The sequence below is a fragment of the Variovorax sp. genome, assembly GCF_965279555.1.
Taxonomy (GTDB): domain Bacteria; phylum Pseudomonadota; class Gammaproteobacteria; order Burkholderiales; family Burkholderiaceae_C; genus Variovorax.
The window spans coordinates 4,783,641-4,797,138 of the sequence record NZ_OZ257247.1 but is presented as its reverse complement, the minus strand read 5'-3'; the positions used below and the strand labels follow the sequence as shown (position 1 = coordinate 4,797,138).

Sequence of the window (13,498 nt, the reverse complement as noted above, 5' to 3'; positions counted from 1 at the left end):
ATCGCTGATAATTCCTTATCAATGATAAATTCCGCCACGCTCCCGACGCCTTCCGCCGCGAAGGGCCGCCATGCGCATGCAGTGATCCTGGCGATCGTCACGCTCGACGCCATCGGCATCAGCCTGGTCATGCCGATCGTGCCGGGCCTGCTGCGCGAGGTCGGCCACACCGGCGATCTCGGCTGGCGCTTCGGCGCCTTTCTCTCGCTCTACGCACTGATGCAGTTCCTCTGCGCGCCCGTGCTCGGCGCGCTCAGCGACCGCTTCGGCCGCCGGCCGGTGCTGCTCATCTCGGTGGCGGGCGCGGCCATCGACGCGCTCTTCATGGCCTTCGCGCCCTCGCTGTGGATGCTGTTCGTGGGCCGCGCCATCGCGGGCATGACGGGCGCGAGCACCGCCGTGGCCTCCGCCGCCATTGCCGACCTCACGCCCGAGAACCAGCGCGCGCGCTGGTTCGGCCGCATGGGCGCCTGCTTCGGACTGGGCTTCATCGCCGGGCCTGCCATCGGCGGTGTGCTCGGCGACCACGGCGTGCGGCTGCCGTTCATCGCGGCTGCGGTGCTCAACGGCGTGACCTTCCTCGTCGGCCTGCTGGTGCTGCGCGAGTCGCGCCCGCCGGCGCTCGCCACAAAACCTTTCGACCGCGGCGTGCTGCATCCGCTCGCGCCGCTGCGCTGGGCCAACAGCTTTCCGGCGCTGCTGCCCCTGCTCGGCGTGTTCCTGCTGCTGGTGCTGGTGGGCGAGGTCGCCGGCACGACCTGGGTGATCTACGGCCAGGACCGCTACGCCTGGAACGGCACCATGGTCGGCCTCTCGCTCGCGGTCTTCGGCCTGCTGCATGCGCTGGTGCAGGGCTTCGTCGCCGGCCCGGTGGTCGAGCGCTGGGGCGAGCGCGCGGCCATCGCCATCGGCACCATCGCCGACGGCACGGGCTATGCGCTGATCGCCTTCGCCACGCAGGGCTGGATGGCCATCGCGATGCTGCCGTTGTTGTGCATGGGCGGCGTCTGCGCTCCGGCGCTGCAGGCCACGCTGTCGGCGCGCGTGGGCGAGGCGCAGCAGGGGCGGCTGCAGGGCGTGCTCGCGAGCATCACCAGCCTGGCCGCGGTGTTCGGCCCGCTGCTCATCAGCCCCCTCTACTTCGCGTTCCGCACGCGCTTCCCGGGCATCGTGTGGCTGGCGGGTGCATCGCTCTATCTGCTGTGCCTGCCGGTGCTGCTGCGCAGGACGGCCCGGCAATAGCTCCCGTCCAACACCAGAAACACCGAGGAACCGGCTTTGCCGGGCCTCAGGTGTTGCCCCCGGTAGGGGGTTGGCGCAGCGACACGAAGTGCGCGTAGCCTGGGGGCGAGCCCTATTTTTCGATCGTCTTGTTCCAGCGGGCGTTCCACGCCGGGCGATTGGCGTTGATGCTCTCCCAGTCGATGGTCACCGCGGTCTTCATCCACTTGTTGATGTCCGCCACCTGCGCCGCGCCTTCACCCTCGGCGGGGGTCTTGGGGTTGGTCGGGATCTGCGCGCCGTACTGCAGCACGTTGGCCTGCGCCACCGGGCTCAGCAAAAACTCGGCGAGCTTCTGCGACAGCTCGGGCTCGCTGTTGTTGGCGATCACGCACTGGCCCACCATCAGCACCACTGCGCCTTCCTTGGGCGGCGCGTACTCCACCGGAATGCCCTTGGTCTTGAGCGCGGCCACGGCCGTGGGCGTCAGCGGGAAGATGGCCGCCTCGCCGGTCTGAACCATCTCCGACAGCTTGGCCGAGCTCGGGATGTACTCCAGCACGTTCGGCCCGATGGTGGTGGGCCAGGCCTTGAAGCCCGGCTCCACGTTCCTGTCGTTGCCGCCCTGGATGCGGTTGAACATCAGAAAGCCGTGCAGCCCGAAGGACGAGGACGACATCGACTGGAACACCACCTTGCTCTTGTACTTGGGGTCGGCCAGGTCCATCCACGAAGTGGGCGGCGCCCAGCCCTTCTCCTTGAACATCTTGGCGTTGTAGGCCAGGCCGGTCATGCCCAGGCTCACGCCGCTGGCCATGTCGTCCTTGAAGCGCGCCGCGGGATAGATCTCGCTGAGCGACTGGCTGGGCTTCTGCTTCTGGCACAGGCCCATGCCGATGGCGCGCACCATGATGCCGTCGTCCAGGAACATCACGTGCATCTGCGGCTTGTCCTTGTTGGCCTGCGCCTTCGCGAGGATGTCGGACGAGGTGCCGGGCACCACCACCACCTTGGCGCCGTAGGCTTTCTCGAAGGCGGGGAACACGTACTGCGTGTACGCCTTCTCCATGGTGCCGCCGTTCATGCCGATGTAGATGGTCTTGGTCTGTGCGCCGGCGCTGCCGGCAGCCGCGAGCAGGGCGGCCAGGAGAAGGACGGAGGTCGGGGACTTGGCGGTGCGGGACATGGTGATGCTCTCCAATCAGGTTCAGGTGGGGACGGGTGAAGAAACGGGTTGTTCGTCGAAGCGCTCGATGGCGAAGGCGTCGATGGGCGTGTCGCTGCGTCCGTCGCGCGCCAGCTCGGCCAGCACCTCGCCAGCGGCCGGGCCGATCTGGAAGCCCGCGCCCGCGAAGCCGAAGCCGTGGAACAGGCCGGGCGTGGTGCGGCTGGGCCCCAGCACCGGTTCGCGGTCGGGCAGGTAGCCCTCGGTGCCGCCCCAGGTGCGGATGATGTGCGCATGGCGCAGCGCGGGCAGCAGTTCCACCGCCTGCATCGCGAGCGTGGCGATGCCGTCGCGCTCGGCGCGTGCGCGGTCGGCATCGAGCGTGATGCCGGTGCCGCCGCCGAGCACGAGGTTGCCGCGCTCCACCTGCCGGCAGTAGATGCCGCCGCCCTCGACGCCGAGGCTCCATGTCATGAAGCGCGGCACCGGCTCGGTCACGGCCATCAGCGGGCTGCGCGAGCGCATCGGCGGCGTCTCGCCGAATTGGCTGGCGATGGCACCGGCCCAGGCGCCCGCGCAGTTGAGCAGTACCGGCGCCCGCACTTCGAGTTCGTTGCCCGAGCGCACCGTGAACAGCGCGCCGTCGTGCGTCACCTCGTCGACCTTGTGGCGCTCGAAGACCTGCGCACCCGCGCGGCGCGCCGCCAGCGCGAAGGCCGGCGACACCAGGCGCGGATTGGCCTGCCCGTCCTCGATGCACAGCGAGCCGCCCACGGCGCGCGTGCCGAGCCAGGGGCACTCGGTGCGCAGCCGCGCGGCGGAGATCAGCTCCAGGCCCAGGTCGAAGTCGCTGCTGAGCGCGCGGTAGCGCTCCAGCGACGCCATGTCGGCCTCGCTGCGCGCGATCTTGAAATGGCCCGAGCGCACGTATTCGCCGTCGGTGCCCAGCAGCTCGGGCAGCCGGCCCCAGATGCGGTGCGCGCGCTGCGCCAGCGGCAACTGGCTCAGGGGCCGGCCCTGGCGCCGCACGCCGCCGAAATTCACGCCGCTGGAGCGCGAACCGCAAAAGTCGCGCTCCAGCAGCACCACGTCGACGCCCATGCGCCGCAACGCCAGCGCGGCGGAAGAACCGACGATGCCGCCGCCGACGATGGCGACCTCGGTCTGCAATTTCCTGATGCCGCTCATGTGCCGGCTCCTTCCGCAGGCACGAGCCGGATCGGTATCGGCTTGATCGGCGCCTGCCCGCGCAGCCGTCCGACCTGCCGCAGCGGCTGCTGCGTGGCATGCGCCAGGATCTCGGCTGCGGCCACGCCGCACATGCGGCCCTGGCAGCGGCCCATGCCGACGCGCGACAAGGCCTTGAGCCGGTTCATCTCGCTGGCGCCGGCATCGGCGATCGTCTGGCGCAGGCTGCCGGCCGTGACGTTTTCGCAGCGGCAGATCACGAGCTCGTCGGGCGCGTGCGCGGCCCAGTCGCCGGGCACTGGGAAGGCGCGCTCCAGGCCGTGGCGAAAGCCGGTGATCCGGTCGAGCCTGCGCTCGAGGTCGGCGGCGCGCGCGGTGTCGACCGCCACGCCGTTGTCCGAAAGCAGCGCCAGCGCCGCGCGCTCGCCGGCCCACTCGGCCGCGTCCGCGCCCATGATGCCGGCGCCGTCGCCGGCCAGGTACACGCCCTCGACGCTCGCGCGGCCCGCCGCGTCGCGCACCGGCAGATGCGCGCGGTGCAGCGGCGCGTAGTCGAAGCGGCAGCCGAGCAGGTCGGCCAGTTGCGTTTCGGAGCGCAGCGCGTAGCCGAAGCCGACGGCATCGCAGGCCAGCGTGCGCTCTTCATTGCCGTCCTGCCATGCCACGCCGGTGACGCGGCCTTGCGCCTCGTCGCCCAGCACGCGCAACGGGCGCACGCCGCCGTGCAGCGCAACGCCGTGCGCGCGCAGCCAGCCGACGTAGTACACGCCCTTGGCGAACACCGCCGGCTGCGCCAGCATCGCGGGCGTGGCGGCGAGCTGGTCGGCCAGGCGCGCGGTGTCGAGCACCGCCGCCACCTGCACGCCGGCCTTCGCATACTGGTACGCCACCAGATACAGCAGCGGCCCGGTGCCCATGAACACCACGCGCCGGCCGATGGCGCAGCCCTGGAACTTGAGCGCGACCTGCGCACCGCCCAGCGTGTACACGCCCGGCAGCGTCCAGCCCGGCACCGGCAGCACGCGGTCGGTGGCGCCCGTCGCCACGATCAGATGGCTGTAGGGCACGCGGCTGGTGCCGCGCGTCGGGTTGTGCAGCACGTCGAGCTGGTGGTCCTGCGCATTCCACACCAGGCTGTCGGGGCGGTGGTCGATGCGGCCCTGCAATGCGTCGAAGGCCTGGTGCAGCGCATCGGCACGCTTCGACTCGAAGCCGTAGAGCGTTCGCGCGGTTCGCTGCGCGAGGCCAGCGGGCGGGCGCCGGTAGATCTGGCCCCCGGCGCGCGGCGCCTCGTCGATCACCACCGGCCGCAGGCCGTGCGCCACCAGCGTCTGCGCCGCGCGCACGCCGGCCGGGCCGGCGCCGACGATCGCGGGTCGGAGTTCGCCTGTCGTCGTCATGCGTCGTTCTTTCCGGTGACGAGCGCCATGCCGGGCGCGATGAAGGTCGAGCAGGCGCGCAGCCGCTCGCCGTCGTCCTTGGAGATCCAGCAGTCCTGGCATGCGCCCATCATGCAGAAGCCCGCGCGCGGCAGGCCGCTGAATTCGTTGCGGCGCAATTGGGCGCATTGGGTGAGCACGGCGGTCAGCACGGTGTCGCCGGCCAGCGCGCTGGCGGGAGCGCCGTCGAGCGTGAAGTGCACGGCCTCGCGGCCGGTGGTTTCGGCCACGCGGTGAAGCAGGGCGTTTGAAGTTCTCGTCATTTATCTGCGCCCCACCAGCACGCGGTCCAGGCCGTAGATGCGGTCCAGCAGCACCATCGCGAAGGCCGTCACCGCCACCATCAGCGCCGACACCGCCGCCATCAGCGGATCGATCGACTCGGTGGCATACATGTACATGCGCACCGGCAGCGTCACCGTGCTTGGCGCGGTAACGAAGATCGACATCGTCACTTCGTCGAAGCTGTTGATGAAGGCCAGCATCCAGCCGCCCGTGACGCCCGGCAGGATCATCGGCAGCGTGATGCGGCGGAACACCGTGGCCTGGCTCGCGCCCAGCGACAGCGCGGCCTGCTCGGCGCTGCGGTCGAAGCCTACCAGCGCCGCCACCACCAGCCGCAGCGTGTAGGGCGTGACGATGAGCGCATGCGCCATCACCAGCCAGCCGAAGCTGCCGGTTCCGCCGACCAGCGCGAACAGCCGCAGCAGCGCCACGCCCAGCACCAGGTGCGGCACGATCAGCGGCGACAGGAACAGGCCGTTGAGGAAATCGCGCCCCGGAAACTCGTAGCGCGTGATCGCCATGCCAGCCGGCACCGCGAGCAGCGTCGCGATGGTGGCCGAGCCGAGCGCCAGCCACAGGCTGTTCCAGAACGACTGCATGAAGTCGGGGTGCGCGAACACCGCCTCGAACCAGCGCAGCGAGAAGTGCGTGGTCGGGATGGTCAGCGTGTTCTCGGGCGTGAACGCCACGATGCACACCACCACCAGCGGCGCGAGCATGAAGACGATGACGAGCGCGTTGAACGCGAGGGCGATGGGGCCGTTCTTGTTCATCGCTTCAGCCCAGCGCTTTCTTGTAGCGGCCTTCTACTAGGCGGTTGTAGCTGAGCATCACCACGAGGTTCGCTACCAGCAGAACCAGCGCAACAGCCGCACCCAGCGGCCAGTTGAGCTCGCTGAGGTATTCGTCGTAGACGATGGTCGCGACCATCTTCAGCCGCCGCCCGCCCAGCAGCCCCGGAATCGCGAACGAGCTCGCGGCCAGGCCGAACACGATCAGGCTGCCGGAAAGAATGCCCGGCATCACCTGCGGCAGCACGATGCGCCGCAGCGTGGTGAAGGGCGTGGCGTTGAGCGACAGCGCCGCGTTCTCCACGCCCGGGTCCAGCTTCTGCAGCGATGTCCACACCGGGATCACCATGAAGGGCAGCATCACGTGCACCAGCGCGATGACCACGGCCGCGTTGGTGTAGAGGATCTTCACCGGCCCGATGCCGAGCAGGCCCAGCAGCCCGTTCACCGCGCCCTCGGGGCCCAGCAGCATGCTCCAGCCGAAGGCCCGCACCACCACCGAAACCAGCAGCGGCGCCAGCACCACCAGCAGCAGCACAGAGCGCCACGGGTTGCGCATGCGGCTGAGCACATAGGCCTCGGGCGCGCCGACCACCACGCAGATCACCGTGACCAGCGCCGAGACCCAGAAGGTGCGCCAGAAGATGCCGAGGTAGTACGAATCGGAGAACACCAGCGCGTAGTGCGCGAGCGTGAACTCGCCCGACTTGGGGCCGGTGGCCGGGTCGTACACGTTGAACGACAGCACGGCGGTGAGCGCGAGCGGCACCAGCAGCAGCGCGGTGAACAACAGCAGCGCGGGGCCGGAGAGCCACCACGGGGTGGCTTTGCTTTTCAAGGCACTCATGCTGCGACAGCCTTTTCTTCGGCCGGCAGCAGCCGCATGCAGTGCGCCGGCCAGTCGATGCCGGTGCGGCTGCCTTCTTCCAGCGCGTCGCGCCCGTCGTTGGGGCACAGCACCGTGAGGTCGCCGACCGGCGTGGCGATACGGTAGAGCCACTGGCTGCCGAGGAAGAAGCGCTCCTGCACCTCGCCGTCGACGCGGCCCCGGCCCGGCGGCACTAACTGCAGCTTCTCGGGCCGCACGCTCAGCAGCGCGGCGGCGTCGATGCCGAAGCCGGTGTCGTCCACGTCGAGCGAGAGCGCGCCGACCTCCACGCAGGTGCGCGTGGCGCTGCTGTTCGACACGCGGCAGTCGAGCAGGTTGGCCTTGCCCACGAAGGTGGAGATGAAGCGCGTGCTCGGATGCTCGTACACCCGCTGCGGATGGTCGATCTGCGTGGCGCGGCCGCCTTCCATCACCACCACGCGGTCGCTGATGGACATGGCCTCGCTCTGGTCGTGCGTGACCATCACCGTGGTGGTGCCGACCTTGCGCTGGATCTGGCGCAGCTCGAACTGCATTTCCTCGCGCAGCTTGGCGTCGAGGTTGGACAGCGGCTCGTCGAGCAGCAGCACCGGCGGCTCGATGACGAGCGCGCGCGCCAGCGCCACGCGCTGCCGCTGGCCGCCCGAAAGCTCGCGCGGATAGCGCCCGGCGTGCGCCTCCAAGTGCACCAGCGCCAGCGCCTGCTTCACCCGCTCGGTGCGCTCGACCTTGGGCATCTTGCGCATCTCCAGGCCGAAGCTCACGTTGTCGGCCACCGTCATGTGCGGGAACAGGGCATAGGTCTGGAACACGATGCCCAGGCCGCGCGTGTTGGCCTTGGCATGCGTGATGTCTTTGCCCGCGAGCTCGATGCGGCCGCTGCTCACGGCCTCGAAGCCCGCAATCATCTGCAGCGTGGTGGTCTTGCCGCAGCCCGAGGGGCCGAGCAGCGAGACGAACTCGCCCTTTTCCACCGCCAGGTTCATGGCCGACACCGCGCGGGTGGCGCCGTAGAACTTGGTCACGTCGGCGAGCCGGAGGAATGACATGGAACAGGCCTTTCTGCGGTGGCGAAAAAGATGGCTGCGGGCAGCTTGTCTCAGCTTGGTGCATGCCATGGACAGCTTGCGTCTTTCAATTCACTCTATTGCAACCATTGAGCCAGATCGCCTCGGGTATTCCATTAATCAGAATCTTTCTTTAATTTATTCCGTTCAATGGAATATCATGCGCTGAAGGCATCATTGAAATTCCAAAGGAAGAAGGTATGGAAACCCCATCGGCGGCCAGCGGCGGCGTGCCGCGCGTCTTCTCGGTGATCCGCGCGCTCGGCGCGGTGCAGGCCGAGGGCGGCCGCGTGACCCAGATCGCACGTTCCGTGGGCCTCACCCAGGCCACCACGCACCGTTTGCTGCAGTCGCTCATGGCCGAGGGCATGGTCGAGCAGGACGAGCGCAGCAAGCTCTACCGGCTCAGCATCGACTTCTTCGCGCTGGCCGCGAGCGCTGGCAACCCCGGCGACCTGCGTTCCATTTGCCGGCCGGTGCTGCTGCGGCTGTGCGCGAGCCTGGGCGACAGCATCTTCCTGTTGGCGCGCAGCGGCTTCGACGCGGTGTGCCTGGACCGCAGCGAAGGCCCGTTTCCCATCCGCTCCTTCACCGGCGACATCGGCGGGCGCATCGCGCTGGGCGTGGGGCAGGGCGCGCTGGCGATCCTCGCGTTCCTGCCGGAGGCCGAGCGCGAGGAAGTGATCCGCTTCAACCTGTCGCGCGTGCGCGAGTACGGCGTGTACGACGAGGTCTACCTGCGCACCGAGATCGAGCGCGTTCGGCAGCAGGGCTACGCGGGGCGCAACACCGGCCTGCTCGAAGGCATGGCCGGCGTGGCGGTGCCGATCCTCGACCGCGAAGGCCGCGCGGTGGCCGCGCTGAGCGTGGGCACCATCGCAGACCGGCTCAATGCCGACCGCATGCCGACGGTGGTCGAACTGCTCAAGCGCGAGGCCACCGCCATCGGGCCGAAGATCAATCCGTTCGACGCGACGCTGAGAAGGCCGGCGCAGAGCCTGGCGAGTTCGCCGGCGGGGCAGCGCATCGGCGTGCCCGAGGCCTCGGAATGAGGGCCTCATGAACAACCCTTCCATCCTCTACCCCGTCTTCGCCCTCGCCGGCTGGACCAGCCTCGTCCTGTTGCTGATTCCCTTCAGGCGCATCCGCGCGGCCATGCGCCGCGAGGTGGGGCCGCACGACTTCAGGCTCGGCGAATCGGCGGCCGTGCCCGATGCGGTGCGCCTTCCGAACCGCAACTACATGAACCTGCTGGAAATCCCGGTGCTGTTCTATGTGGTGTGCCTGCTCTCTTATATGGCGGCAGCGCCTTCCACGGCGGCCGTTGCCCTGGCCTGGGCCTACGTCGCCCTGCGCGTGCTGCACAGCGTGGTGCACCTGACGTACAACCACGTGATCCACCGGCTCGTGCTGTTCGCCGCGAGCAACGGCGTGCTGGTGATGCTGTGGGTGTCGGCGGCCGTGCGGCTCGTGCGCTGAGCGCAGGTGGCGTGGCACAGTTCCTTCGCGAAACGCATCAAGTCCTTCCATATTTTCATTAGGCAACCGCGCGGAATTCGCAGACATTGGCCGCTTCGAGCCTTGCCCTGTTGCCTTTCTTTTTCTTCTCCGCTGGAGCGCACATGTCCGAAACCCACACCTCCCTGCCCGCCGAAATCGAACGCCTGCTGGAACGCCTGGGCGTGCCGCGCGAGGCGTACACCGGCGGCGCGCTGGCGGTGCGCTCGCCGGTGACGGGCGAGGTGATCGCGCAGGTGCCGCAGACCACGCCGGCCGAGGCCGCCGACGCCATCGGCCGCGCGCACGAGGCCTACAAGGCCTGGCGCAACGTGCCCGCGCCGCGCCGCGGCGAACTGGTGCGGCTGCTGGGCGAAGAGCTGCGCGCCGCCAAGCGCGAGCTCGGCCTGCTCGTCACGCTCGAGGCCGGCAAGATCCCGTCCGAAGGCGCGGGCGAAGTGCAGGAAATGATCGACATCTGCGACTTCGCGGTCGGCCTCTCGCGCCAGCTCTACGGCCTCACGCTGGCCACCGAGCGCGCCGAGCACCGCATGATGGAAACCTGGCATCCGCTGGGCGTGTGCGGCGTGATCTCGGCCTTCAACTTTCCGGTGGCCGTGTGGTCGTGGAACGCGGCGCTGGCGCTGGTGTGCGGCGACTCGGTGGTGTGGAAGCCGTCCGAGAAAACACCGCTGACCGCGCTGGCCGTGCATGCCATCGCGCAGCGCGCCATCGAACGCTTCGGCGACGCGCCCGAAGGCCTGCTGGGCCTGCTGCTGGGCCAGCGCGACATCGGCGAAGTGCTGGTCGACGACCACCGCGTGCCGATCCTCTCGGCCACCGGCTCCACGGCCATGGGCCGCCAGGTGGGGCCGAAGCTGGCCGCGCGCTTTGCCCGCGCCATCCTCGAACTCGGCGGCAACAACGCCGCCATCGTCACGCCCTCGGCCGACCTGGACCTCACGCTGCGCGGCATCGCCTTCGCGGCCATGGGCACGGCCGGCCAGCGCTGCACCACGCTGCGCCGCCTGTTCGTGCACGACAGCGTGTACGACCAGCTGGTGCCCAAGCTCGCCAAGGTCTACGGCAACGTGCGGGTCGGCGATCCGCGCGAGGCCGGCACGCTGGTCGGCCCGCTGATCGACCGCGCCGCCTTCGACGGCATGCAGAAGGCGCTGGGCGAAAGCCGCGAGATCGGCGCCACGGTGCACGGCGGCCAGCGCGTGGAAGGCATCGGCACCCAGGACGCCTACTACGTGCGCCCCGCGCTGGTCGAGCTCAAGTCGCACGACGGCCCGGTGCTGCGCGAAACCTTCGCGCCCATCCTGTACGTGGTGCGCTACAGCTCGCTCGACGAGGCCATCGAATGGCACAACGCGGTGGGCGCGGGCCTGTCGTCGTCGATCTTCACGCTCAACGTGCGCGAGGCCGAGCGCTTCATGTCGAGCGCCGGTTCCGACTGCGGCATTGCCAACGTCAACATCGGTCCGAGCGGCGCCGAGATCGGTGGCGCCTTCGGCGGCGAGAAGGAAACCGGCGGCGGCCGAGAAGCCGGCTCCGACAGCTGGAAGGCCTACATGCGCCGCGCCACCAACACCATCAACTATTCGACCGCGTTGCCGCTCGCCCAGGGCGTCACCTTCGACATCGAAGGCTGAGTCGGTCCCCCCCAGGCTCCGCGCACTTCGTGTCGCGGCGCCAACCCCCTCACCGGGGGGCGACATCGCCGGCCCGGCAAAGCCGGTTTGCGCGATGTCTTGCGAATGGGCTGTCCGCTGCCCGGGGGCAGCCTTCGCCTTGCAGATCACAAAACCACAGGAGATAGGACCCATGAACATTCCCTTCAAGACCGCCGCGGCCGTCGCATTGCTCGCGCTCGCGTTCGGCGCCGCCGCGCAGACCGCCACCGGCACGCTCGACAAGATCAAGGCCAGCGGCAAGGCCGTGCTCGGCGTGCGCGAAGCCTCGCCGCCCATGGCCTACATGCTGGGCGCGGGCGAGAAGTACGTGGGCTACCACGTCGAGCTGTGCGAACGCGTGCTGAAGGACATCGCGCCGCAGGCCAGGCTCGAATACATGGCCGTGACCGCGCAGAACACCATCCCGCTGGTGCAGAACGGCACGCTCGACATCGGCTGCGGCCCGACCACCAACAACACCGCGCGCCAGCAGCAGGTGGCCTTCGCCCTCACCACCTACGTGAGCGAAGTGCGCATCGCCACCAAGGTCAGCTCGGGCATCACCACGCTGGACCAGCTGGCCGGCCGCAACGTGTCGGCATCGACCGGCACCACCGCCGTGCAGCTGCTGCGCAAGAGCGAGCGCGCGAACAACGTGTCGTACAAGACCATGCTCGGCAAGGACCACCTGGAAAGCTTCCTGCTGCTGGAGTCGGGCCGCGTCGACGCCTTCGCTCTCGACGACAACCTGCTGGCCGGCATCATCGCCAATTCGAAGGACCCCGCCTCGTATCGCATCGTCGGCGAGCCGCTGGGCTCGGAGCCGATCGCGCTGCTGTTCCGCAAGGACGACCCGGCCTTCAAGGCCGCGGTGGACGACTCGCTGCGCCGCATGATGAAGAGCGGCGAGCTCGAGAAGATCTACACCAAGTGGTTCGTGGCCGCGATTCCGCCGAAGAACACCAGCCTGAACCTGCCGATGAGCGCGACGCTCAAGCAGCTGATGGCCGAGCCCAACGACAAGCCGCTCGAGGCCTACGCCAAGTGACCACCACGGACACCGCAGCAACGGCCCCTGGCGTCTTCGAGCCGGCACAGCGCGTGCGCGCCATCGGCGTCTCGGAGATCCTGCGCATCACCGACCATGCCAACGCGCTGAAGCGCGCGGGCCGCCCGGTGATCGTGCTGGGCGCGGGCGAGCCCGACTTCGACACGCCGCAGAACGTGCGCGACGCCGCGGTGCGCGCCATCGGCCGCGGCGACACGCGCTACACCGTGCTCGACGGCAGCCCGGCGATGAAGGCTGCGGTGCAGCTCAAGTTCAGGCGCGACAACGCGCTCGAATTCGCGCTCGACGAGATCAGCGTGAGCGCGGGCGCCAAGCAGGTCATCTTCAACGCGATGATGGCCAGCCTGGACCCCGGCGACGAGGTGATCCTGCCCGCACCGTACTGGACCTCCTACGCCGACATCGTGCAGGTCTGCGGCGGCGTGCCGGTGCCGGTGGCCTGCACCGAGGCGAACGGCTTCCGGCTCGACGCCGCGCAGCTGGAAGCCGCGATCACGCCGAGCACGCGCTGGATCTTCCTGAACTCGCCGTCGAACCCGAGCGGCGCGGCCTACAGCGCCGCGCAACTCGAGCCGCTGTGCGAAGTGCTGCTGCGCCATCCGCGCGTGTGGGTGCTGGCGGACGACATCTACGAGCACATCCTCTACGACGGGCTCGCGTTCGCGACGCCGGCGGTGGTGGAGCCTTGCCTGCGCGGGCGCACGCTGACGGTCAACGGCGTGTCGAAGGCCTATGCCATGACCGGCTGGCGCGTCGGCTATGGCGCGGGTCCGCGCGCGCTGATCGCGGCCATGGCCGTGGTGCAGAGCCAGACGACCTCATGCCCGTCGTCGATCAGCCAGGCCGCGGCCATCGAGGCGCTGACCGGTCCGCAGGACATCGTGGCCGAGCGCTGCGCCGACTTCCAGGCGCGCCGCGACTTCGTGGTGGCCGCGCTGAACCGCGCGCCGGGCCTGGGCTGCCGCGTGCCCGAAGGTGCGTTCTACACCTTCGCGAGCTGCGCCGGCGTGCTCGGCAAGCGCACCCGCGGCGGCGACGTGCTGCAAAGCGACAGCGACTTCTGCCGCTACCTGCTGCAGGACTTCGAGGTGGCGGTGGTGCCGGGCAGCGTGTTCGGGCTGGCGCCGTACTTCCGCATCTCCTATGCGACGTCGATGCCGCAGCTGGAAGAGGCCTGCAAGCGCATCGTGGCGGCCTGCGAAGCCCTCGAGTGAGCTGACGAGCCGGGG

General features: G+C 69.3%; 13 protein-coding genes. 6 read left to right on the top strand and 7 right to left on the bottom strand.

The window, feature by feature from the left end:
- The first annotated feature begins 21 nt into the window (after positions 1-21).
- Positions 22-1,242 carry a Tet(A)/Tet(B)/Tet(C) family tetracycline efflux MFS transporter gene (gene tet / locus ACQY8B_RS22430; RefSeq protein ID WP_422088725.1) on the top strand — a complete coding sequence of 407 codons (1,221 nt, stop codon included), beginning with the start codon at positions 22-24 and terminating at the stop codon, positions 1,240-1,242.
- A 112-nt stretch (positions 1,243-1,354) separates the two neighbouring features.
- Here tet and ACQY8B_RS22425 read toward each other — a convergent pair whose 3' ends face one another.
- The 7 genes from ACQY8B_RS22425 to ACQY8B_RS22395 are packed head-to-tail and all read right to left on the bottom strand — an operon-like array spanning position 1,355 to position 8,006.
- Entirely contained in the window at positions 1,355-2,407 is a 1,053-nt protein-coding gene (locus tag ACQY8B_RS22425) for an ABC transporter substrate-binding protein (RefSeq protein WP_422088724.1), read from the bottom strand.
- A gap of 21 nt (positions 2,408-2,428) precedes the next feature.
- The gene (locus ACQY8B_RS22420; protein ID WP_422088723.1) at positions 2,429-3,574 is read right to left on the bottom strand and encodes an NAD(P)/FAD-dependent oxidoreductase; all 1,146 of its coding nucleotides are present in this window, start codon (positions 3,572-3,574) and stop codon (positions 2,429-2,431) included.
- Positions 3,571-4,974, bottom strand: coding sequence for an FAD-dependent oxidoreductase (locus tag ACQY8B_RS22415; RefSeq protein WP_422088722.1), 1,404 nt, complete (start codon positions 4,972-4,974; stop codon positions 3,571-3,573). Before ACQY8B_RS22415 ends, ACQY8B_RS22420 begins: the two co-directional genes overlap by 4 nt.
- Positions 4,971-5,276 carry a (2Fe-2S)-binding protein gene (locus tag ACQY8B_RS22410; RefSeq protein WP_422088721.1) on the bottom strand — a complete coding sequence of 102 codons (306 nt, stop codon included), beginning with the start codon at positions 5,274-5,276 and terminating at the stop codon, positions 4,971-4,973. Before ACQY8B_RS22410 ends, ACQY8B_RS22415 begins: the two co-directional genes overlap by 4 nt.
- Positions 5,277-6,071 (bottom strand): ABC transporter permease, encoded by a 795-nt coding sequence (locus ACQY8B_RS22405; protein WP_422088720.1) that lies wholly within the window; start codon positions 6,069-6,071, stop codon positions 5,277-5,279.
- A gap of 4 nt (positions 6,072-6,075) precedes the next feature.
- Positions 6,076-6,936, bottom strand: coding sequence for an ABC transporter permease (locus tag ACQY8B_RS22400; RefSeq protein ID WP_422088719.1), 861 nt, complete (start codon positions 6,934-6,936; stop codon positions 6,076-6,078).
- Positions 6,933-8,006, bottom strand: coding sequence for an ABC transporter ATP-binding protein (locus tag ACQY8B_RS22395; RefSeq protein WP_422088718.1), 1,074 nt, complete (start codon positions 8,004-8,006; stop codon positions 6,933-6,935). The genes ACQY8B_RS22400 and ACQY8B_RS22395 overlap by 4 nt, the downstream gene beginning before the upstream one ends.
- Before the next feature lie 218 nt (positions 8,007-8,224).
- Here ACQY8B_RS22395 and ACQY8B_RS22390 point away from each other — a divergent pair, with 218 nt between their 5' ends.
- From ACQY8B_RS22390 to ACQY8B_RS22370, 5 genes are all read left to right on the top strand, one after another.
- Positions 8,225-9,076: an IclR family transcriptional regulator gene (locus tag ACQY8B_RS22390; RefSeq protein WP_422088717.1), complete on the top strand. Its 852-nt coding sequence runs from the start codon at positions 8,225-8,227 to the stop codon at positions 9,074-9,076.
- Between the two features lie 7 nt (positions 9,077-9,083).
- On the top strand, positions 9,084-9,503 hold the full coding sequence (locus ACQY8B_RS22385) for an MAPEG family protein (RefSeq protein WP_422088716.1): 420 nt from the start codon (positions 9,084-9,086) through the stop codon (positions 9,501-9,503).
- A gap of 143 nt (positions 9,504-9,646) precedes the next feature.
- The gene (gene amaB, locus ACQY8B_RS22380) at positions 9,647-11,179 is read left to right on the top strand and encodes an L-piperidine-6-carboxylate dehydrogenase (RefSeq protein ID WP_422088715.1); all 1,533 of its coding nucleotides are present in this window, start codon (positions 9,647-9,649) and stop codon (positions 11,177-11,179) included.
- Positions 11,180-11,351: 172 nt separating this feature from the next.
- A complete protein-coding gene (locus ACQY8B_RS22375) occupies positions 11,352-12,248 on the top strand; it encodes an amino acid ABC transporter substrate-binding protein (protein ID WP_422088714.1) in 897 nt (298 codons plus the stop codon).
- Positions 12,245-13,483, top strand: coding sequence for a pyridoxal phosphate-dependent aminotransferase (locus ACQY8B_RS22370; RefSeq protein ID WP_422088713.1), 1,239 nt, complete (start codon positions 12,245-12,247; stop codon positions 13,481-13,483). Before ACQY8B_RS22375 ends, ACQY8B_RS22370 begins: the two co-directional genes overlap by 4 nt.
- Positions 13,484-13,498 lie beyond the last annotated feature (15 nt).